Origin of the sequence: Kitasatospora sp. CB02891, assembly GCF_002803145.1 — a bacterium.
Classification (GTDB): Bacteria; Actinomycetota; Actinomycetes; order Streptomycetales; family Streptomycetaceae; genus Kitasatospora; species Kitasatospora griseola.
The window spans coordinates 103,957-122,441 of the sequence record NZ_NNBO01000010.1 but is presented as its reverse complement, the minus strand read 5'-3'; the positions used below and the strand labels follow the sequence as shown (position 1 = coordinate 122,441).

The 18,485-nt window shown below is 71.9% G+C and carries 20 protein-coding genes; 13 read left to right on the top strand and 7 right to left on the bottom strand.

Annotated elements, in window-relative coordinates; translation table 11 throughout:
- Nucleotides 1–51: 51 nt before the first annotated feature.
- Nucleotides 52–1,005, top strand: a complete 954-nt coding sequence (gene meaB, locus CG736_RS22395; protein WP_100587988.1) for a methylmalonyl Co-A mutase-associated GTPase MeaB — start codon at nucleotides 52–54, stop codon at nucleotides 1,003–1,005.
- Between the two features lie 10 nt (nucleotides 1,006–1,015).
- On the opposite strand, the gene CG736_RS22390 is transcribed toward meaB, so the two are convergent.
- Nucleotides 1,016–1,531: a MarR family winged helix-turn-helix transcriptional regulator gene (locus CG736_RS22390; RefSeq protein ID WP_100587987.1), complete on the bottom strand. Its 516-nt coding sequence runs from the start codon at nucleotides 1,529–1,531 to the stop codon at nucleotides 1,016–1,018.
- A 193-nt stretch (nucleotides 1,532–1,724) separates the two neighbouring features.
- On the opposite strand from CG736_RS22390, the gene CG736_RS22385 reads away from it, so the two are divergent.
- Genes CG736_RS22385 through CG736_RS22360 form a run of 6 tightly spaced genes read left to right on the top strand, consistent with a single transcriptional unit; the run spans nucleotide 1,725 to nucleotide 6,771 of the window.
- Complete coding sequence (locus CG736_RS22385) at nucleotides 1,725–2,717, top strand: MBL fold metallo-hydrolase (RefSeq protein ID WP_100587986.1); 993 nt, start codon at nucleotides 1,725–1,727, stop codon at nucleotides 2,715–2,717.
- A 42-nt stretch (nucleotides 2,718–2,759) separates the two neighbouring features.
- Nucleotides 2,760–4,232, top strand: a complete 1,473-nt coding sequence (locus CG736_RS22380; protein ID WP_157815691.1) for an ATP-binding protein — start codon at nucleotides 2,760–2,762, stop codon at nucleotides 4,230–4,232.
- Nucleotides 4,229–4,648 carry a roadblock/LC7 domain-containing protein gene (locus CG736_RS22375; RefSeq protein ID WP_043916060.1) on the top strand — a complete coding sequence of 140 codons (420 nt, stop codon included), beginning with the start codon at nucleotides 4,229–4,231 and terminating at the stop codon, nucleotides 4,646–4,648. Before CG736_RS22380 ends, CG736_RS22375 begins: the two co-directional genes overlap by 4 nt.
- Nucleotides 4,645–5,004 carry a DUF742 domain-containing protein gene (locus CG736_RS22370; RefSeq protein ID WP_043916061.1) on the top strand — a complete coding sequence of 120 codons (360 nt, stop codon included), beginning with the start codon at nucleotides 4,645–4,647 and terminating at the stop codon, nucleotides 5,002–5,004. The genes CG736_RS22375 and CG736_RS22370 overlap by 4 nt, the downstream gene beginning before the upstream one ends.
- Nucleotides 4,982–5,599 carry an ATP/GTP-binding protein gene (locus CG736_RS22365; protein WP_100587984.1) on the top strand — a complete coding sequence of 206 codons (618 nt, stop codon included), beginning with the start codon at nucleotides 4,982–4,984 and terminating at the stop codon, nucleotides 5,597–5,599. Before CG736_RS22370 ends, CG736_RS22365 begins: the two co-directional genes overlap by 23 nt.
- Nucleotides 5,596–6,771: a cytochrome P450 gene (locus CG736_RS22360; RefSeq protein ID WP_100587983.1), complete on the top strand. Its 1,176-nt coding sequence runs from the start codon at nucleotides 5,596–5,598 to the stop codon at nucleotides 6,769–6,771. Before CG736_RS22365 ends, CG736_RS22360 begins: the two co-directional genes overlap by 4 nt.
- A gap of 162 nt (nucleotides 6,772–6,933) precedes the next feature.
- Here CG736_RS22360 and CG736_RS22355 read toward each other — a convergent pair whose 3' ends face one another.
- The 4 genes from CG736_RS22355 to CG736_RS22340 all read right to left on the bottom strand — a co-directional run bounded on the left by CG736_RS22355 (nucleotide 6,934) and on the right by CG736_RS22340 (nucleotide 9,858).
- Nucleotides 6,934–7,713 (bottom strand): AIM24 family protein, encoded by a 780-nt coding sequence (locus tag CG736_RS22355; RefSeq protein ID WP_100587982.1) that lies wholly within the window; start codon nucleotides 7,711–7,713, stop codon nucleotides 6,934–6,936.
- Nucleotides 7,713–8,363, bottom strand: a complete 651-nt coding sequence (locus CG736_RS22350) for an AIM24 family protein (protein ID WP_100587981.1) — start codon at nucleotides 8,361–8,363, stop codon at nucleotides 7,713–7,715. The genes CG736_RS22355 and CG736_RS22350 overlap by 1 nt, the downstream gene beginning before the upstream one ends.
- The gene (locus tag CG736_RS22345; RefSeq protein ID WP_100587980.1) at nucleotides 8,363–9,001 is read right to left on the bottom strand and encodes an AIM24 family protein; all 639 of its coding nucleotides are present in this window, start codon (nucleotides 8,999–9,001) and stop codon (nucleotides 8,363–8,365) included. Before CG736_RS22345 ends, CG736_RS22350 begins: the two co-directional genes overlap by 1 nt.
- Nucleotides 9,002–9,084: 83 nt before the next feature.
- On the bottom strand, nucleotides 9,085–9,858 hold the full coding sequence (locus CG736_RS22340) for a DUF2127 domain-containing protein (protein ID WP_100588114.1): 774 nt from the start codon (nucleotides 9,856–9,858) through the stop codon (nucleotides 9,085–9,087).
- A 165-nt stretch (nucleotides 9,859–10,023) separates the two neighbouring features.
- Between CG736_RS22340 and CG736_RS22335 the strand changes: the two genes are divergently transcribed.
- Nucleotides 10,024–10,347 carry a DUF3817 domain-containing protein gene (locus CG736_RS22335; protein WP_043916067.1) on the top strand — a complete coding sequence of 108 codons (324 nt, stop codon included), beginning with the start codon at nucleotides 10,024–10,026 and terminating at the stop codon, nucleotides 10,345–10,347.
- 80 nt (nucleotides 10,348–10,427) lie between these two features.
- On the opposite strand, the gene CG736_RS22330 is transcribed toward CG736_RS22335, so the two are convergent.
- Nucleotides 10,428–12,074 carry a M4 family metallopeptidase gene (locus CG736_RS22330; RefSeq protein ID WP_100587979.1) on the bottom strand — a complete coding sequence of 549 codons (1,647 nt, stop codon included), beginning with the start codon at nucleotides 12,072–12,074 and terminating at the stop codon, nucleotides 10,428–10,430.
- A 461-nt stretch (nucleotides 12,075–12,535) separates the two neighbouring features.
- Here CG736_RS22330 and CG736_RS22325 point away from each other — a divergent pair, with 461 nt between their 5' ends.
- The 4 genes from CG736_RS22325 to CG736_RS22310 all read left to right on the top strand — a co-directional run bounded on the left by CG736_RS22325 (nucleotide 12,536) and on the right by CG736_RS22310 (nucleotide 16,368).
- The gene (locus CG736_RS22325; RefSeq protein WP_100587978.1) at nucleotides 12,536–13,075 is read left to right on the top strand and encodes a MarR family winged helix-turn-helix transcriptional regulator; all 540 of its coding nucleotides are present in this window, start codon (nucleotides 12,536–12,538) and stop codon (nucleotides 13,073–13,075) included.
- Nucleotides 13,076–13,095: 20 nt separating this feature from the next.
- Nucleotides 13,096–13,425 (top strand): DUF3817 domain-containing protein, encoded by a 330-nt coding sequence (locus CG736_RS22320; protein WP_100587977.1) that lies wholly within the window; start codon nucleotides 13,096–13,098, stop codon nucleotides 13,423–13,425.
- Between the two features lie 175 nt (nucleotides 13,426–13,600).
- Nucleotides 13,601–15,286, top strand: a complete 1,686-nt coding sequence (locus CG736_RS22315; protein ID WP_100587976.1) for a methylmalonyl-CoA mutase — start codon at nucleotides 13,601–13,603, stop codon at nucleotides 15,284–15,286.
- 212 nt (nucleotides 15,287–15,498) lie between these two features.
- A complete protein-coding gene (locus tag CG736_RS22310) occupies nucleotides 15,499–16,368 on the top strand; it encodes a sigma-70 family RNA polymerase sigma factor (protein WP_100587975.1) in 870 nt (289 codons plus the stop codon).
- A 7-nt stretch (nucleotides 16,369–16,375) separates the two neighbouring features.
- Here the strand turns inward: CG736_RS22310 and CG736_RS22305 are convergent, their stop codons facing one another.
- On the bottom strand, nucleotides 16,376–17,044 hold the full coding sequence (locus tag CG736_RS22305) for a TetR/AcrR family transcriptional regulator (RefSeq protein ID WP_198520580.1): 669 nt from the start codon (nucleotides 17,042–17,044) through the stop codon (nucleotides 16,376–16,378).
- A 341-nt stretch (nucleotides 17,045–17,385) separates the two neighbouring features.
- On the opposite strand from CG736_RS22305, the gene CG736_RS22300 reads away from it, so the two are divergent.
- Entirely contained in the window at nucleotides 17,386–18,369 is a 984-nt protein-coding gene (locus tag CG736_RS22300; RefSeq protein ID WP_100587974.1) for a tetratricopeptide repeat protein, read from the top strand.
- Nucleotides 18,370–18,485: the final 116 nt, after the last annotated feature.

Genomic DNA, 18,485 nt, shown 5'->3' with positions numbered 1-18,485 from the left:
CAGCCGCCGCCTCACGGGGATCCCGTCTTTTCTGCTGCGAGGAGCAACCCGATGGCCGATGTGGCGACGCTGGTCGAGCAGGCCCGGCAGGGCCGCCCCCGGGCGGTGGCCCGGCTGATCACCCTGGTGGAGAACGCCGCCCCCGAGCTGCGCGAGGTGATGGCCGCGCTGGCCCCGTACAGCGGGCGGGCGTACACGGTGGGCCTGACCGGCTCGCCCGGGGTGGGCAAGTCCACCTCGACCTCCGCGCTGGTGACCGCCTACCGCCGGCTCGGCAAGCGGGTCGGGGTGCTCGCCGTCGACCCGTCCTCGCCGTTCTCCGGCGGGGCGCTGCTCGGCGACCGGGTGCGGATGCAGGAGCACGCCACCGACCCGGAGGTGTTCATCCGCTCGATGGCCACCCGCGGCCACCTGGGCGGCCTGTCCTGGGCGGCCCCGCAGGCGCTGCGGGTGCTGGACGGGGCGGGCTGCGACGTGATCCTGGTGGAGACCGTCGGCGTCGGCCAGTCCGAGGTGGAGATCGCCGCGCAGGCCGACACCTCGGTGGTGCTGCTCGCGCCCGGCATGGGCGACGGCATCCAGGCCGCGAAGGCGGGCATCCTGGAGATCGGCGACGTGTTCGTGGTCAACAAGGCCGACCGGGACGGCGCGGACGCCACCGCCCGGGAGCTCAACCACATGCTCGGCCTCGGCGAGTCCCGGCAGCCCGGCGACTGGCGGCCGCCGATCGTGAAGACCGTGGCCGCCCGCGGCGAAGGCGTGGACGAGCTGGTCGACGCGCTGGAGAAGCACCACGGCTGGCTGGCCGAGACCGGCGAGCTGGCGGCCCGCCGCCGGCGCCGGGCCGCCCAGGAGGTCGAGGCGATCACGCTGGCCGCGCTGCGCGCCCGGATCGGGGACCTGCGCGGCGACCGCCACCTGGACGCGCTGGCCGGTCAGGTCGCCGAGGGCACCCTCGACCCGTACACGGCCGCCGACCGGCTGGTGGCCGAACTCACCGGCTGAGCGGCGGTGTTCAGCTCCGGCCGCGCAGCGCCCGCAGGTGCTCGGCGATCGGGGCGAGGGCGTCGTACATGGCGTCCAGCTGCTCGTCGGTGAGGCGGTCGACGAAGTGCTCGCGGACGCTGCGCACATGGTCGGGGGCGACCTTGCGCAGCGTCTCCCAGCCGAAGTCGGTCAGGTGCGCGTAGAGGCCGCGGCGGTCGCCGGGACACTCCTGGCGCAGCACCAGGCCGGCCGTCTCCATCCGGGTGATCTGGTGGGAGAGGCGGCTCTTGGACTGCATGGTGGCGGCGGCCAGGTCGGTCATCCGCATCCGGCGCTCGGGGGACTCGGAGAGCACCACGAGGATCTCGTAGTCGTTGATGGCGAGGTTGTGCGCCTGCAGTTCCCGGCTCAACTGGTGTTCGAGCAGCTTCCCGACCTCCAGGTGGGCGCGCCAGAACCGCTGCTCACGCGTGTCGAGCCACGGAGTGTCCTCCTCGGCGGGGGAGAGGGAGACCGCCGGCGCTCCGGTCACAGGTGTATCCATGGGACCGAGTATAGCTCGTGTTGTTCAATCTTGTACAAGTTCACACGGGCGGGCCGGTGTATGGTCGCCGTTTCGAAGATCGGAATGCTCCGTACCCGCACAACCGCCCTCCCGCCTGGCCGAATTGAAACGAGCATGTTCAATTCTCGGGGCGCACTCGGCCGGTGACGGTATGTTAGGCATAATCGCGCCCATGACGACGCGGAGCGCGAACTTCCATTCGATAGCCGACGGCGTGTACGCCTGGCAGCCGGAGCAGCGCGGATGGGGCCTGGCCAACTGCGGCCTGGTCGCCTCCGGCAACGCCGCACTGTGGATCGACACTCCGTACGACCGCACGCTGGCCGGCCAGTTCCTCGACCGCACCCGCGCCGTCCTCCCGCGCGGCGTCACCGTCGACCGGATCGTCGTCACCCACGCCAACGGCGACCACATGTGGGGCGCGGGCGTCCTGCCCGACGCCGAACTCATCACCACCCACGAGGCGCTGCACCACATCGCCTACGAGCCGACCCCCGAGGAACAGCACGCCCTGCTGCAGAGCCTCGACCCGGCCACCGACACCGGCTCCTACCTGCACGAGCACTTCGGGTGCTTCGACTGGGCCGACACCCCGCCGATCCGGCCCGACACCGTCTTCACCGGCGAACTCGAACTGCGCGTCGGCGACATCCCGGTGCAGGTCAGCAGTCTCCCGCCGGCCCACACCAGCGGCGACCTGATGGTCCACCTGCCCACCCGCTCCACCGTGTTCACCGGCGACATCGTCTTCGGCTCCACCGCCGACCGCCCCGGCGACCACGCCGTGCACTGGGCCGGCCCGCTCGGCAACGTCATCGACGCCGTCGAACGCATCCTCGCCACCGGCGCCGAGAAGATCGTCCCCGGCCACGGCCCGCTGCTCACCCGGCACGACCTGCGCGCCCACGCCGAGTACCTCGGCCACGTCCGCGACCGCGCGCACGCCCTGCACGCCGCCGGCGTCCCGGCTGCCGAGGCCGCGCGCACCGTCATCGACGAACGCCGCTACCCCGAACTCGGCCTGCCCGAGCGGCTGCTGATCACCATCGCGACCGAGTACCGGCACCTCGACGGCAGCGAGCCGCCCGCCATGATGGAGGTCTTCGGCCGGATGGCCGGCCTCGCCCGGCAGCGCGGCGCCGAGACCGCCGCCAGCACCGCCTGACCCCCGACCCGCGACGACGACACCCCCGAGGATCCGATGGTCGTGATCGTGTACGTCCTGGCCGGCGCAGCCGCGGCCGCAGCGCCCCTGCTGTGGCTCCTCCGCCGCGCCGTCCGGGCCACCCGGGCCGCCGAACTGCGCGCCGGCGACGCCGAGACCTCGGCCCGCGCCGCGGGCGCCCGCGCCGACGCGGCCGAGCAGCGCTCCCGCGCCGCCGACGGCACGGCCCGCGCGGCGGAGGCGACCGCCCGGGCCGCGGAGGACCGCGCCGGCGCGGCCTCCGCCCGGGCCGACGCGGCCGAGGAACGCACCCACGCCGCCGACATCGCGGCCCGCACCGCGGAGGCCCACCGCACCGTCGCCGACGCCCGGTACGCCGCCGCGGTGCGCGAACTCGGCCACCTCGCGCACGAGCGGCTGCCCGCCGCCACCACCGCGCTCACCCACCCCAGGACGCCCGTCCCCGGGCCGCTCGACGTCACCGGCGGCACCGAGGAACTCCAGCACGCCCTGGAGAGCGCGCTCACCGCCGCCGTCCGCGCCGTGCTCGCCGAACGCGACCGCACCGACGCCGCCGCCCGGGCCGCGCTGCGCGGCGCCGCGTCCAAGATCCAGGCCCTGCTGATCCAGGTCCGCTCGCTGCTGGAGGAGATCCAGCTCAGCGTCGACGACCCGCGACTGCTGGCGCTCGACTTCCGCAACGAACTGACGCTGCGCCGGGTCCAGTCCCTCGCGGTGCTCTCCGGCGCCTGGCCCGGCATGACCCGGGAGGACTCGCCGCTCGCCGAACTCTGCGTCGGCGCACAGTCCCGGGTGGCCGGCTACGCCCGCATCGAGATCACCAACCACCTGCGCGAACCGCGCCTCGCGGTGGCCGCCCGGGCCGCCGAACCCGTCGCCATCGCGCTCGCCGAGATCCTCGGCAACGCCGCCGCCTACTCGCACCCCGAGACCCGGGTGGTGGTCTCCATCGAACAGGGCAGCTCCGGCGCCCTGGTGGTGGTCGACGACATGGGAGTCGGCATGGAACCCGACCAGCTGGAACGGGCCGGCGACCTGCTCGGCGGCCAGGCCGAGGTGCTGCTCACCGAACTCGGCGACCCGCCGCAGGCCGGCTTCGCCGTGATCGGCCTGCTCTGCCGGCAGTTCGGCTTCGGCTGCCGGGTCGAGCCGTCCCCGTACGGCGGCGTGCGCGCCATCCTGCGGCTGCCCGCCGACCTGCTCACGCTGACCGACCCGGCCGCCCCGCTCTCCGCGCTCGCCCCCCGCCCGATCACCCAGACCACACCGGTGTTCGACGAGGGCGACGCGCTGCCCACCCGCAAGCGCCGCAGCCCGCGCGTCCCGCAGCAGGACGCGCCGCCCGCCCTCCCGTCCCCGGCAGGCAGCACCCCCGACCGGGCCCGCTCCGCGTGGTCGGCCCTGCAGTCCGGCACCCTCGCCGGCCGCAGCGCCGTCCACCACAGCCCGGGCCCCGACGGACCCGCCGCACCCGAAGGAGTCGAAACCCCGTGACCACCCAGCTCCGCCGCCACACCGAGGACCTCTCCTGGGTCCTCACCCCGCTGCTCGACCTGCCCGGCGTGCAGAACGCCGTCATCGCCACCGGCGACGGCCTGGTCACCGGCCACTCCGCCGACCTCGGCCGGGACAACGCCGACCGGGTCGCCGCGATGACCGCCTCGCTGCACGCCGCCGCCCGCGCGTTCACCGTCGCCTTCACCGAGGCCGAGCAGGTCCGGCTCACCCAGACCGTCGTCGAGTCCGACCTCGGCTACGCCGTGGTCACCCCGGCCGGCGCCAACTCCTCGCTCGCGGTGTTCGCCCTCCCCGGCGCCGACCTCGGCACCATCGCCTACCAGATGCAGGTCCAGGTCGCCGCGCTCGCCAGAGCCCTCGCCAGCCCCGCCCGGGAGGCGAGCGGGACATGACCACACCCAGCGGGCCCCGTCGCCGGCTCGTCCCGGCCTACCTCGCCACCCAGGGCCGCACCGCCGCCGCCGGCCGGCACAGCCTCGACCGGCTCAGCATCCTGCACGCCGCCGCCGACCTGCCCGCCGGACTCGGCGGCGAACACCGCCAGTTATGGGAGCTGGTCCGCCCCGGCGCACTGACCGTCGCCGAGGCGGCCGCCCACCTCAGGCTCCCGGTCAGCGCCACCGTCTTCATCGCCGCCGACCTGGCCGAGCGCGGCGCCCTCAAGGTGCGCGCGCCGATCCCCTCCGCCCAGCCGGTCAACCGGGACCTCGCCGAAAGGCTCCTCAGTGGACTCCGCGCCCTCAAGTAGCACGGGCAGCAGCCCCGTGTACCTCCCCGCCACCGACCCGATCCTGATGAAACTCATGGTCACCGGGCCGTTCGGGGTCGGGAAGACCACCTTCGTGCGCTCGCTGTCGGAGATCCCGACACTGCACACCGAGGAGACCATGACCGCCCACGGCGTCCCCGTCGACGACATCAGCCGGACCCCGGGCAAGACCGCCACCACCGTCGCCGTCGACTTCGGACGGCTCACCCTGCCCGCCGGCGACCTCGTCCTCTACCTGTTCGGCACCCCCGGCCAGCGCCGCTTCCTGCCGCTCTGGGAAGACCTCGCCCGCGGCGCCCTCGGCGCGCTGATCCTCGCCGACACCCGCCGCCTCGCCGACGCCTTCGACGCCATGGACCTCATCGAGGAAGCCGGACTGCCCTACACGGTCGCCGTCAACCGCTTCCCCGACACCCCGCCGATCGAGCTCGACAAGATCCGCGCCGCACTCGACCTCGACCCCGCCACGCCGCTGATCGAGTGCGACGCCCGGGAACGCGCAGGCTGCCTGGACGCGCTGATCGCCCTCACCGAGCACGTCCTGGACCGCCTCCCCCAGGAGACCGCCCCATGACCCGCACCGCCCTCTACGGCCCGCAGTTCGCCGCCCAGCCGCACGCCCACTACGCCCGGCTGCGCGACCGCGGACCGCTCGCCCCCGTCGAACTCGCCCCCGGCATCGACGCCTGGCTGGTCACCGATTACCACGTCGCCCTGGAAGTCCTCCGCGACACCGAGACCTGGACCCGCGACTCCCGCGTCTGGCAGGCCACCCAGCCCGCCGACTCCCCGATCATGCCGATGCTCGGCTGGCGCCCCACCGCACTCTTCAACGACGGCGCCGTCCACGCCCGCTACCGGCAGGTCATCACCGACAGCGTCGGCATCATCGAACCCCACCTGCTGCAACGCGACACCACCGCCGTCGCCGAACAGCTCATCGCCGAATTCGCGCACGCCGGCAAGGCCGACATCCTCGCCCAGTACGCCTACCGGCTGCCGCTGCTGATCCTCTGCTCCTGGTACGGCATCCCCGACCAGGACCTCGACCGGATCAGCGCCGCGATGAACCGCTCCTTCGAGTCCTCCACCGGCGCCATCGCCGCGTACGCCGACCTGGTCGCCGTCGTCACCGGCCTGGTCGCCGAACGCCGCACCGCACCCCGGCACGACCTGATCTCCGCCTTCATCAACCACCCGGCGCGACTCGCCGACGACGAGGTCGTCCGGCACATCACCCTGACCCTGATGGCCGGCCACGAACCCACCGCCAACCTCGCCGCCAACGCGCTGCTGCGGATGCTCTCCGACGACCGCTACGCCGGCTCCCTGCACAGCGGCGCGCTCAGCGCGCACGACGCCGTCAACGAGGTGCTCTGGACCGACCCGCCGCTGTCCAACTTCGCCCCGCACTACGCCCGGCACGACATCGTCTTCCACGGCACCGCCATCGCCCCCGACCAGCCCGTGCTGATCTCCTACGCCTCCGCGAACGCGCAGGCCGCGCTCCCCGCCTCCGAGAGCGAGTCCCTCGGCGGCTCCTACGCCCACCTCGCGTGGGGCGCCGGCCCGCACCGCTGCCCCGCCCGCCAGCCCGCCGTCCTGATGGCCGTCACCGCGATCGAATACCTCATCAGCCGCCTCACCGACCTCCGCCTGGCCGTCCCCACCGACCGGATCCGCTGGCGCCAGGGCCCGGTCCACCGGGCGCTCGTCTCCCTCCCGGTGACATTCACGGCCCTGTGAGGGGGATGCACCACCAGGGGCGCGGGGAGCTGCGCGACAAGCGCACATCACGTCCGCAAGGTCGCGATCAAGTGCAAGTCATTGTCCTGCGTCGCGATCTTGCGGCGGGTGCCTTCCGCTTCGCGCAGTTCCCCGCGCCCCTGTCTGCTCGCCAGGTCTCGCTTACAGCCCGAACCGTCGTCCCAGCTCCCCAAGACCCGGAATCGCCTGCGTGGTCGGCTGCTGGTGCGGAACGCTGCTCTCGCCGACGACGCCGACCGACTTCTCCGCCAGCACCGTCTCGGACGACTGCATCAGCACCTGCCCCGCGCCGATGAACTCGAACTGGTGCTCCTCGCCGCTCGCGCCGCCGATCCCGGTCAGGTGCCGGATGCCGCCCAGGACGCCGTGCAGGTAGCTGTGGTCGTAGTGGTGGCAGGGGGCGGGGCAGTCGGCCCAGCCGACCAGGGCCTGCGGGTCCACCCGCAGCGGCGGTTCGACGAAGTGCACGGGCCCGTTGGAGGCCGCGACGAACTTGCCGGTGCCGATCAGGGTGAGGAACCCGGGGATGATCGACTGCTTGAGGCGGAGGGTGGGCTCGAAGGCCAGCAGGTTCCCGGACCGGACGGTCAGGTTGCCGTCCTCCAGGTCGTACGAGTTGAGGTCGTACGCGCGGTCGGCGAGGAGGAGCGTGCCGCGGCCCTCGGCGACCACCCAGTCGGAGGCGTGCAGCGGGGAGTTGAAGTTCTGTTCGAGGACCCGGTCGAGGACGCCGCGGCCGATCCCGGAGAAGCGCATCTCGCCGTAGTAGGCGATCATCTTGCCCTTCTGCAGGTAGTACGCGCCGTTCAGGTTCACCGAGAAGCAGTACGGGTTGACGTTGTCGTTGACGGGCAGCGTGTGCGGGTCCCAGATCTGCGGGCCGTCGCCGCCGGGGGTCTGAAGGATCGGCGGGTAGGTCATCAGAGCTTCACCTCGCTGGCCTGCACGTACACCATGCCGTGTCCGGAGAGTTCGAGTTGGAAGGCCTCGCCGGAGCCGCGTCCGATCATGTCGCGCCAACCGAGCGCGCTGGAGAGCTTGTTGGTGACCTGGCCGCGGTGCGCGACGTAGGCCTGCGGGTCGACGTGGACGGGGAGGCCGGGGGAGATCGGGAGTTCGACGACACCGCCGTGGGCCATGACGGCGACGGCGCCCTTGCCGCTGAGCTGGGTGGTGAACAGGCCCTGTCCGGTGACCTGGCCGCGGACCACGCCCATCAGGCCGCCCTGCTGGCCCATGAACATGGTGGACTGCTGGAGGCTGTCCTCGAAGGCGAGCAGCCGGTCGGCCTCGACGTAGAGGGTGTCGCCGGCCAGGTCGATGACGTGGACGTGGTGTCCGCCGTGGCCGAACATCACGGTGCCGTGGCCCTCGACGGTCATCAGCGGGGTGTCCTCGTTGGCGACCCGGCGGCCGATCATCGACATCACGCCGCCCTGGCCGCCCATCAGGTTGGGCCGGAAGGTGACTTCGCCGGTGTAGCCGAGCATCGCGCCGCGCTGGGACAGGATCCGCCGGCCCGGGAACACCTGGGCGGAGACCATCTTGTGGTTGATCAGGGTGAAGGCCATCAGGCGTCGCCTCCGAAGGTCAGGCGCTCGGAGGGCTGGACGTAGACCAGGCCCTCGCCGGTGAACTCGACCTGCATGGCCTCGCCGCCGCCCTCGCCGATCAGCGTGGTCCAGCCGGCGCCGGACTTGAGGGCGCGGTTCAGGTTGCCGGTGTGCGCGATGTACGCGCCGGGGTCGACCCGCAGCGGCAGGCCCTGGGCGACGCGGAGTATCACCGCCGGGCCGTTCGAGGTGACGGCGGCCCAGCCCTGGCCCTCGACCTTGGTGGTGAACAGGCCGTTGCCGCTCGCCATCCCGTTCAGGCCGGTGAAGGAGGTGCCGGTGCGCAGCGTCGCCTCGGTGCAGAGCAGGTTGTCGGACTCGACGAACAGCGTTTCGCCGTTCAGCCGGACCAGATTGATTTCGGTGGCCTTGTCGGCGAAGTAGCAGGTGCCCTGCCCCTTCACCTCCATGACCTCCATGCGTTCGCCGGTGAGCCGGCGGGTGACCATGCCGCGCAGGCCGTCGCCGCCGCCGGTGAGCTTTTTGAAGCCCATCTGTCCGGTGTAGGCGACCATCGAGCCGTTGCGTGCCTTGACGGTGTCCCCGGCGAGATCGACGGCGAGGACCTTGGACCCCTGGAGTCGGAACTGTGCCACGTTCCGGAATGTAGCGGCCCTCGCCCCGATATGGGGAGAGGGCCGGGCCGGGCTGGTACGGAACCGGCACATCGGACGGGCCGTCAGGCGGCCTGCGGCAGCGCCCCGGCGGAGGTCTCCACCTCCAGCAGCGAGGCGGAGTGCCGCTCGGCCTCGAACGCGACGACGCCGCCGCGCAGGCCGAACAGCCGCTTGGAGAGCATGATCCAGAGCACCGCGGCGATGTTCAGCAGCAGCGTGCAGATCTTCAGCACGCTGACGTGCTCAGTGAGTTCGTAGACCTCCAGCGGCAGGAACGCGGCGGTGGCGACCACCGTCAGGTACTCGGCCCAGCGCTGTCCCCACCACAGGCCGAACGCCTCGACGATCTCGACCGCCGCGTACACCACGAGCGCGACGGCGACGTAGACCAGGGTGTCGTGCCGGTAGTCGAAGGTCTTGCGGATGGTGTCGACGATCGGCGAGTGGTCGAGGTCGTAGTGGAAGTGGTCGGTGACGGGCTTGAAGACGGTCAGGTTCTCGTCGAAGATCCGGTGCACCGCGTCCTGGCTGTTGGAGAACTTCCACACCGCCCAGGCGGCGACCACGATCAGCAGGCCGCGCAGCAGCCGTTCGACGGCCAGGAAGCGCAGGATGAACAGGTCGCGCAGGGCCTTGCCGCGGGGCACCAGCGGCGCCTCGTCGGCGGGGCCGGAGCCGTGCGGCTCGCCGAGGGCGAAGTCGCCGCAGCGCAGGCAGCGCCAGGCGGTGCCGAGGGCGGTGCTCGCGTGCAGCCGTGTCCGCAGGTCGGTCTCGTCGGGTGCGTAGGTGATGTGGCCGCGCCGGGCACAGGTGTGCCGGTCCCAGTCTCGCCTCAGCATGTCGTGCGTCCCCCCGTGGGTTCGCGGGCCTGCCGGTCAGGCCGCGCGCAGCACAGCAGGATAGGGGGTCCGGGGTCGGCCGGAACGGGGGTCGGTGATAATAGGCATGGTTTGTGCATCCGTTCACAAACACCGCCGCCCGCCGTGCCTGTGAGGAATCCCGTGAAGAGCATCGCCGCCGTCCACCGCCTGCGCCTGGTCTCCGGCCCTGAGGGCCTGTCGTTCATCCTGCTGCTGATCTGCTCGGTGCTGAAGCGGACCACCAGCTTCAACGGCGTGCCGGTGATGGGCATGGTGCACGGCGTGCTGTTCGTGCTGTACGTGGTCTTCCTGGTGCAGGCGTACCAGGCCCGCCGCTGGGAGCCGAAGCGCGCGCTGCTGATGTTCGTGCTGTCGGTGCTGCCCACCGGCGGCTTCTTCGCCGAGCGGATGCTGGCCAAGGAGGAGCGCGGCGAGCTGGACGCGGCGAAGCCGGCCACTGCCTGACCCCACGACGTGGTGCGCGGCGGTCGGGCCTCTTCGTGGGAGGCCCGGCCGCCGCGAGCTTTTGCGCTACCCGCTGGGGGTCAGTTGACGTTGACGCCGGTCCAGGCCGCCGCCACCGCGTTGTACTGGGTGGAGGTGGCGCCGTACAGGTCCTTCGCCGCGTTCAGGGTCGCGGTGCGCGCGGCCTTGTAGTTGGTGGTGGAGGTCATGTAGACGGTCAGCGCCCGGTACCAGATCTGCTGGGCCTGGGACCGGCCGATGCCGGTGAGGGTCGCCCCGTTGTAGGTGGGCGAGTTGTAGCTGACGCCGTTGATGGTCTTGGCGCCGCTGCCCTCGGCCAGCAGGTAGAAGAAGTGGTTGGCGACGCCCGAGGAGTAGTGGACGTCCTTGTTGCCGACCGTGGAGGACCAGTAGTCGGCGGACGCGCCGTCCTTGGAGGGCTTGTCCATGTAGCGCAGCGGCGTGCCGTTGCCGTTGATGTCGATCAGCTCGCCGATCAGGTAGTCCGGCACGTCCTTCGACAGGTTGGCGTAGAACTCCACCATGGAGCCGAAGATGTCGGAGGTCGCCTCGTTCAGGCCGCCGGACTCGCCCGAGTAGTTCAGGCCGGCGGTGTTGGAGGTGACGCCGTGGCTCATCTCGTGGCCGGAGACGTCCAGCTCGGTCAGCGGGTGGGTGTTGGAGGTGCCGTCGCCGTAGGTCATGCAGAAGCAGCTGTCGTCCCAGAACGCGTTGACGTAGTTGCTGCCGTAGTGGACCCGGCTGTAGGCGCCGACACCGTCGTTGCGGATGCCGTTGCGGCCGAAGGTGTTCTTGTAGAAGTCCCAGGTGACGGCCGCGCCGTACTGGGCGTCGACGGCCGCGGACTCCTTGTTGGAGGCCAGCCCGTTGCCCCAGGAGTTGGTGGTCTTCGAGTACAGGGTGCCGCTGCCGGAGGTCTTGCCCGCCAGCGTGGTGGTGTACTGGTTGCCGCGGGTGGCGTCCTTCAGCGTGTAGTTGCTGCCGGTCAGCGTGGTGGTCAGCGAGACGTTGCCGACGAAGACGCCGTTGCCGGTGCCGGTCGCGTTGGCGGTCTCGATCTCCTCGTGGGTGGAGAGGACCTCGCCGGTGTTGGCGTCGGTGACCAGCTTCTGGCGGCTCGGGGTGCCGTCGGCCCGCACGCCCTCGACGGTGGTGCGGTAGGCCAGGCGCGGGGCGCCGTCGGCGGCCCAGACGACCAGCTCGGCGTTGCCGGTGGCGCCGGAGACCGAGGTGAGGGCGGCCTCGGAGTCCTTGCTGATGCCGACGGTGGACTGCACTGCGCCGGTCGCCTTGCCGGCGGCCTGGGCGGCCGTCAGCTTCGGGCTCAGCGAGGCCGGGGCCAGGCTGCCGGTGACGGCCTTGTCGGAGGAGCGGACCTGGCCCTTGGCGTCCTGGTGGACGACCAGGTCGCCGCCGAGCACGGGCAGTCCGTCGTAGGTGCGCTCGTAACGGAAGTGACGGGTACCGTCGGCGTCGACGATGGCGTCCTTGACCACCAGCTTCTCCTGGGCGCCGAGGCCCAGGGCCTTGGCGGCGGAGGGGGCCTGCGAGGCGGCCAGGGCCAGCGCGTTGCCGCGGTTCTGGGCGGCGGCGTTCTGGGCGGCCGGGTTCGGGGCGGCCTGCGCGATCCCGGCACTCACCTGGATCGCGCCGGCCAGCAGGGCCGAGGCAGAGAGAACGGCTCCGACAGCGAGCTTTCGCTTCACGTACGGGTTCCTTCCGGATCAACCGCGTGCGCGGTTGCACCACGTTCCGGGGCACCGGGGGTCAGTGCCTGCTGGGGCGGATACGGGTGCTGACGTGCAGCTCCGTGCGGTCTGAACGACGGGCGCCGGTGGGGTGGGGCCGACGTGTCGAACGGGGCTGGGCAGAAGCATGACAACCGTTTAAATCCGGGAACAGCGCCCCGGCAACTATTGGCAAACTCTCGCCAGCGCCCCGGCAATGGAACGGTCAGGAAATCGGAGGTTTCACCGCGAACGATGCGCTGCGGGCTGGGCCTCGACCCAACTCCCGGGTTTTCACTGAATAGTGACGGAATATCCGGTGTAAAAGACGGCCAACCGGTGGCGGTCGTCTGTTTGGCGCGAACCCGCCAACAGGCGGGCCTTGTCCACCATCGTGGACACCTGCTACCCCCGCCCCGCCCCGCGGGTACGGTGGGGTCGTGCCCAAGCCCCTCGCCCTCGACTTCGACCCGATCGCCCGCGCCGACCAGCTCTGGACCCGCCGCTGGGGCAAGGTGCCGGCCATGGCGGCGATCACCTCGGTGATGCGCGCCCACCAGATCCTGCTGGCCCGGGTCGACGCGGTGGTCAAGCCCTACGGCCTGACCTTCGCCCGCTACGAGGCCCTGGTGCTGCTCACCTTCAGCCGCTCCGGCGAACTCCCGCTGTCCAAGATCGGCGAGCGGCTGATGGTGCACCCCACCAGCGTCACCAACACCGTCGACCGCCTGGAGCGCGCCGGACTGGTCGCCCGCCGCCCCAACCCGCTCGACGGCCGCGGCGTTCTCGCCGCCATCACCGACCGCGGCCGCCAGGTCGTCGAACACGCCACCCGCGACCTGATGACCGTCGAATTCGGCCTGGAGGGCTACGACGAGGACGCCTGCCGCGAGGTGTTCGAACTGCTCCGCCCACTGCGGGTCGCGGCCGGCGACTTCGACCTGCCGCACCAGGAGGGCCCGGGCCGGGAGCACTCGTAGGGCCGGTTACCCTCGATGGCATGAAGCAGAGTGTGCTGACCCGCTACCGCGCCATGGCCTACATCACCGGCGTCCTCCTGATCCTGCTCACCGCCGGGGTGATCGCCAAGTACGCCCTGGACATGTCGGGCGCCGCGGGCTTCACCACCGCGGTCGGCATCGCGCACGGCTGGCTGTACGTGATCTACCTGGTGCTCGCCTTCGACCTCGGCACCAAGGCCAAGTGGCCGATCGGCAAGCTCGCCTGGGTCCTGCTGGCCGGCACCATCCCCACCGCCGTGTTCTTCGTCGAGCGCAAGGTCAGCCGCGAGATCGCCCCGCTGATCGCCGCGGAGCCGGCCGCCGCCTGACCCGCCGCACACCGCTCTGCCGGGCGCCCCTCCCCTCGGGAGGGGCGCCCTTCGTGTGTTCGATTCCGGCCGCCGGGCATCGACAGATAGTAGGACGTCCGAGTAAATTAGTAGGACATCCAAGTAGTTGTGCCGCCCACCCACCGGGCGGCCGCACGGAGCGGAGTCGGAGCCGATGGACGCCGAGCAGATCGAAGCCGGCCGGCAGCGCTGGCAGCAGCGGTACGACAAGGCGCGCAAGCGCGACGCCGACTTCACCACGCTGAGCGGCGAGACCGTCGAGCCCGTCTACGGGCCGCCCGCCGGCCAGCCGGTCGAGGGCTTCGAGCGGATCGGCTGGCCCGGCGAGTACCCCTACACCCGCGGCCTGCACCCCACCGGCTACCGCGGCCGCGCCTGGACCATCCGCCAGTTCGCCGGCTTCGGCAACGCGCAGCAGACCAACGAGCGCTACCGGATGATCCTCGACGCGGGCGGCGGCGGCCTCTCCGTCGCCTTCGACATGCCCACCCTGATGGGCTACGACTCCGACGACGCCAAGTCGCTCGGCGAGGTCGGCCACTGCGGCGTCGCCATCGACTCCGCCGCCGACATGGAGGTGCTGTTCGCCGGCATCCCGCTCGGCGAGGTCACCACCTCGATGACGATCTCCGGCCCCGCCGTCCCGATCTTCTGCATGTACCTGGTCGCCGCCGAACGCCAGGGCGTCGACCCCGCCGTCCTCAACGGCACCCTGCAGACCGACATCTTCAAGGAGTACATCGCGCAGAAGGAGTGGCTCTTCGCCCCCGAGCCCCACCTGCGCCTGATCGGCGACCTGATGGAGCACTGCGCGAGCGGCATCCCCGCCTACAAGCCGCTCTCGGTCTCCGGCTACCACATCCGCGAAGCCGGAGCCACGGCCGCCCAGGAACTCGCCTACACCCTCGCCGACGGCCTCGCCTACGTCGAGCTCGGCCTCTCCCGCGGCCTCGACGTGGACGTCTTCGCCCCCGGCCTGTCCTTCTTCTTCGACGCCCACCTCGACTTCTTCGAGGAGATCGCCAAGTTCCGCGCCGCCCGCCGGATCTGGGCCCGCTGGATGCGCGACCACTTCGGCGCCCGGACCGAGAAGGCGCAGTGGCTGCGCTTCCACACCCAGACCGCCGGCGTCTCCCTCACCGCCCAGCAGCCGTACAACAACGTGGTCCGCACCGCCGTCGAGGCCCTCTCCGCCGTCCTCGGCGGCACCAACTCCCTGCACACCAACGCCCTGGACGAGACCCTCGCCCTCCCCAGCGAGCAGGCCGCCGAGATCGCGCTGCGCACCCAGCAGGTGATCATGGAGGAGACCGGCGTCACCAACGTCGCCGACCCGCTCGGCGGCTCCTGGTACGTCGAGGCGCTCACCGACAAGATCGAGGCGCAGGTCGAGGAGATCTTCCGCCGCATCCTCGACAAGGGCGCCGCCGACCACCCGATCGGCCCGATGACCTCCGGAATCCTGCGCGGCATCGAGGAGGGCTGGTTCACCGGCGAGATCGCCGAGGCCGCCTTCCAGTACCAGCAGGCCCTGGAGAAGGGCGAGAAGAAGGTCGTCGGCGTCAACTGCCACCCCCGCAGCGTCACCCCCGAGCTCGAAATTCTCCGCGTCAGCCACGAGGTCGAACGCGAGCAGGTCCGCGTCCTCGCCGACCGCAAGTCGCACCGTGACGAGACCGCCGTCCGCGCCGGCCTCGACGCGATGCTGGCCGCCGCCCGCTCCGGCGCCAACATGATCGAACCGATGCTCCGGGCCGTCCGCGCCGAAGCCACCCTCGGCGAGATCTGCCACGCCCTGCGCGACGAGTGGGGCACGTACCGGGAGAACGCCAGCTTCTGACAGACCCGGAAGCACGGGGAACCGTGCGAAGCGGAAAGCGCCCGTCAGCAAGATCGCGATGCCGGACAATGCCTTGCACGTGTTCGCGACCTTGCCGGCGGGCGCTCGGCTTGTCGCGCGGTTCTCCCCCGGCCCCGGCGGGCCGGGAGGCGCTCCCACGCGCCCCTGTCCTCGCGCCCGCCGGCTCGCACGGTTTCGAAGGGATGTGACGGATGAGCGGGGGAGCTCTTCTCGCGGAGCGGTTCGAGGCGCAGCGGCCCAGGTTGCGGGCGGTGGCGTACCGGATGCTGGGGTCGTTGGGGGAGGCCGAGGACGCGGTGCAGGAGGCGTGGTTGCGGCTGGACCGGCACGCGGAGGAGGTGGAGAACCTCGGCGGCTGGTTGACCACGGTGGTGTCGCGGGTGTGCCTGAACGAGTTGCGCAGCCGTTCGCGGCGGCGGGAGGAGGAGCTGGACACCCAGGTGCCGGATCCGGTGCTGGCCGCGCCGGAGCGGGACGATCCGGAGGCGGCGGCGCTGCTGGGGGACCGGGTGGGGATGGCGCTGCAGGTGGTGCTGGGGACGTTGGGGCCGGCGGAGCGGTTGGCGTTCGTGCTGCACGATCTGTTCGCGGTGCCGTTCGAGGAGATCGCGCCGTTGTTGGAGAAGTCCCCGGCGGCGGTGCGGCAGTCGGCGAGTCGGGCGCGCAAGCGGGTGAAGGAGCGGGCGCCGGAGCCGGATCGGGATCCGGCGGTGCAGCGGGGCGCGGTGGAGGCGTTCCTGGCGGCGGCCCGGGAGGGCGATTTCGAGGCGCTGGTCCGGGTGCTGGCGCCGGACGCGGTGCTGCGTTCGGACGGCGGGGCGCTGGTGGAGCTGTCCCGGGTGCTGCGCGGCGGTGCCGCGATCGCCGCCTCCGCGGCCGGGTTCCGGAGCCTGGCGCCGTTCGCGCGGCTGGTGCTGGTGAACGGCGCCTACGGCGTGCTGACGGTCCGGGAGGGCCGTCCGGTGTCGGTGATGGCGTTCACCGTGGTGGGCGGCCGGGTGGCGCGGATCGACGTGCTGAACGATCCGGCGCGGTTGGCCGCGCTGGCGCTGCCGAGCTGATCCGCCCTCAGCGCAGCAGCCCCGGGAAGGGGTTGAGGAGCAGGGTGGTGAAGCGGTGGATCCAGTCCGGGGTGACGGGTTCGCCGCTCACCAGCAGGCGGTGCTCGACGGTGCCGGCGATGGTGTCGAAGATGATGTCGATCTCCTCGTCGGCGGTGGCCGGGTCCCGGTCGGGGTCCATCTCGCCGCGGGCCTGGGCGTTGGCCCGGCCGAGTTGGACCAGGACCTTCTGCGGCTGGACGATCCGTTCGCGGATGCGGTGGCGGAGTTGGACGTCGCGGCTGCCCTCGGCGAACAGGGCGAGCAGGGCGGCCTGGGTCTCGGGGAGGGTGAGGAGCTCGGCGAAGCGGGCGACCACGGCCTCGATGTCGGCCTGCAGGCTGCCGCGGTCGGCGCACTCCAGTTGGTCGAAGAGGCTGGCGATGGCGTCGACGACGAGCTCGCTCTTGGACGGCCAGCGGCGGTAGAGGGTGGTCTTGGCGACGCCGGCCCGCTGGGCGACGTCGCCCATGGTGAGTCCGCCCCAGCCGAGTTCGGCGAGTGCCTCGCGGGTGGCGTCCAGGATGGCCTGGTCGGCGGCGGCGCTGCGGGGGCGGCCCTTGCCGCGGGTGGGCGGCGGGGTGACGGCGGCCGGCGGGTCCGGGTGCTCGGCGGGCTGCCGGGTGGTGGGGGCCACCGCGCCTCCTCAGCGAATTTACTCAGAAGTAACTTGGTGGGCCCACGGTAGCGACCTGCGGCGCTGCCCGACACCCGCCCGGGGTCGGAAAGTGGGACAGCTCACGCTTCCGGAGGGCGGTTGGGGCTTGCGGGGGGAGCCCGTCGGGCAGATACGCTACGACCAGTAGCGAAAGAGCGACAACCAACGTGCCCTGCCCTCTGGGATCGGGCGGGCACCGGGCGTGGATGGGGATCCGCGCCCGAACGGTCGGGCTCCGCCGGGGGAGGCGGGTCGTCCGGGTTTCGGCATTTCCGGGCGGATGGCGTCCGGTACCGGCTCCGGCGGGGGAGGATAGAGCCATGCAGTCACGGAATTCGCGTCTCAACAGCTCCGCCCTGCGCGGTGCGGTGGACCTCGCCGCGGTGAAGGCGGCCGGAGAGGCCGCCCAGAAGGCGGAGCAGACCCGGGCCGAGCGGGCCCGGCAGGCGGCGGCGGGCGAAGCCCCGGCGCTCGTGGACTACCCCCTGGTGCTGGACGTCACCGAGGACACCTTCGAGTCGGAGGTGGTCCAGCGCTCGACCGAGGTCCCCGTGGTGGTGGACTTCTGGGCCGAGTGGTGCGGTCCCTGCAAGCAGCTGAGCCCGATCCTGGAGCGCCTCGCCGAGGAGTACGCGGGCCGGATCGTGCTCGCCAAGATCGACGTGGACGCCAACCCGCTGATCGCCCAGCAGTTCGGCATTCAGGGGATCCCGGCCGTGATGGCCGTGGTGGCGGGCCAGCTGGTGCCGCTGTTCCAGGGTGCCGAGAACGAGTCGAACGTCCGCAAGGTGCTGGACCAGCTGATCGCGGTCGCCGAGCAGCGCTTCGGCATCGTCGGGACCGCCGCGGGCGGCGCGGGCGCGGGCGAGGAGGCGGCGCCGCGGGTGCCGGCCGACCCGGCGCTGGAGGCCGCGCACGACGCGCTGGACCGGGGCGACCTGGGCGGCGCGGTGCAGGCGTACCAGAACGTGCTGAGCGAGCGGCCCGGCCACGTCGAGGCGAAGCTCGGCCTGGCCCAGGCGCAGCTGCTGCAGCGGGTGGAGAAGCTCGACCCGCAGCAGGTGCGCTCCGACGCGGCGGCCGACGCGAAGGACGTGCAGGCCCAACTGCGGGCGGCCGACCTGGACTTGGTCGGCGGGCACGTCGAGGACGCGTTCGGCCGGCTGGTCGACACCGTGGCGAAGACCTTCGGCGACGACCGGGACACCGCGCGGCTGCGGCTGCTGGAGCTGTTCGAGGTGATCGGGTCCGAGGACCCGCGCACCGTGGCGGCCCGTCAGGCCCTGGCCCGGGTGCTGTTCTGACGGCACTCGGTGACACGTCGGATGACCTGCGGTGTCGTCGGCGATTTGACGACTTTCGCGGGTGAACCGGGCAGGTTTACCAAATCTTGATAACACCCCTTCTTCGTCGCGGTGCG

Excerpts from the sequence above, each read along its gene's own strand:
- CG736_RS22350 (WP_100587981.1), bottom strand. The coding sequence starts at position 8,363 with ATGGCCTTCACCCTGATCAACCACAAGATGGTCTCCGCCCAGGTGTTC.
- CG736_RS22310 (WP_100587975.1), top strand. The coding sequence starts at position 15,499 with ATGAGCGGGGGAGCTCTTCTCGCGGAGCGGTTCGAGGCGCAGCGGCCC.
- meaB (WP_100587988.1), top strand. The coding sequence starts at position 52 with ATGGCCGATGTGGCGACGCTGGTCGAGCAGGCCCGGCAGGGCCGCCCC.
- CG736_RS22370 (WP_043916061.1), top strand. The coding sequence starts at position 4,645 with ATGACCACACCCAGCGGGCCCCGTCGCCGGCTCGTCCCGGCCTACCTC.
- CG736_RS22315 (WP_100587976.1), top strand. The coding sequence starts at position 13,601 with ATGGACGCCGAGCAGATCGAAGCCGGCCGGCAGCGCTGGCAGCAGCGG.
- CG736_RS22300 (WP_100587974.1), top strand. The coding sequence starts at position 17,386 with ATGCAGTCACGGAATTCGCGTCTCAACAGCTCCGCCCTGCGCGGTGCG.
- CG736_RS22355 (WP_100587982.1), bottom strand. The coding sequence starts at position 7,713 with ATGACCTACCCGCCGATCCTTCAGACCCCCGGCGGCGACGGCCCGCAG.
- CG736_RS22320 (WP_100587977.1), top strand. The coding sequence starts at position 13,096 with ATGAAGCAGAGTGTGCTGACCCGCTACCGCGCCATGGCCTACATCACC.
- CG736_RS22390 (WP_100587987.1), bottom strand. The coding sequence starts at position 1,531 with ATGGATACACCTGTGACCGGAGCGCCGGCGGTCTCCCTCTCCCCCGCC.
- CG736_RS22385 (WP_100587986.1), top strand. The coding sequence starts at position 1,725 with ATGACGACGCGGAGCGCGAACTTCCATTCGATAGCCGACGGCGTGTAC.
- CG736_RS22360 (WP_100587983.1), top strand. The coding sequence starts at position 5,596 with ATGACCCGCACCGCCCTCTACGGCCCGCAGTTCGCCGCCCAGCCGCAC.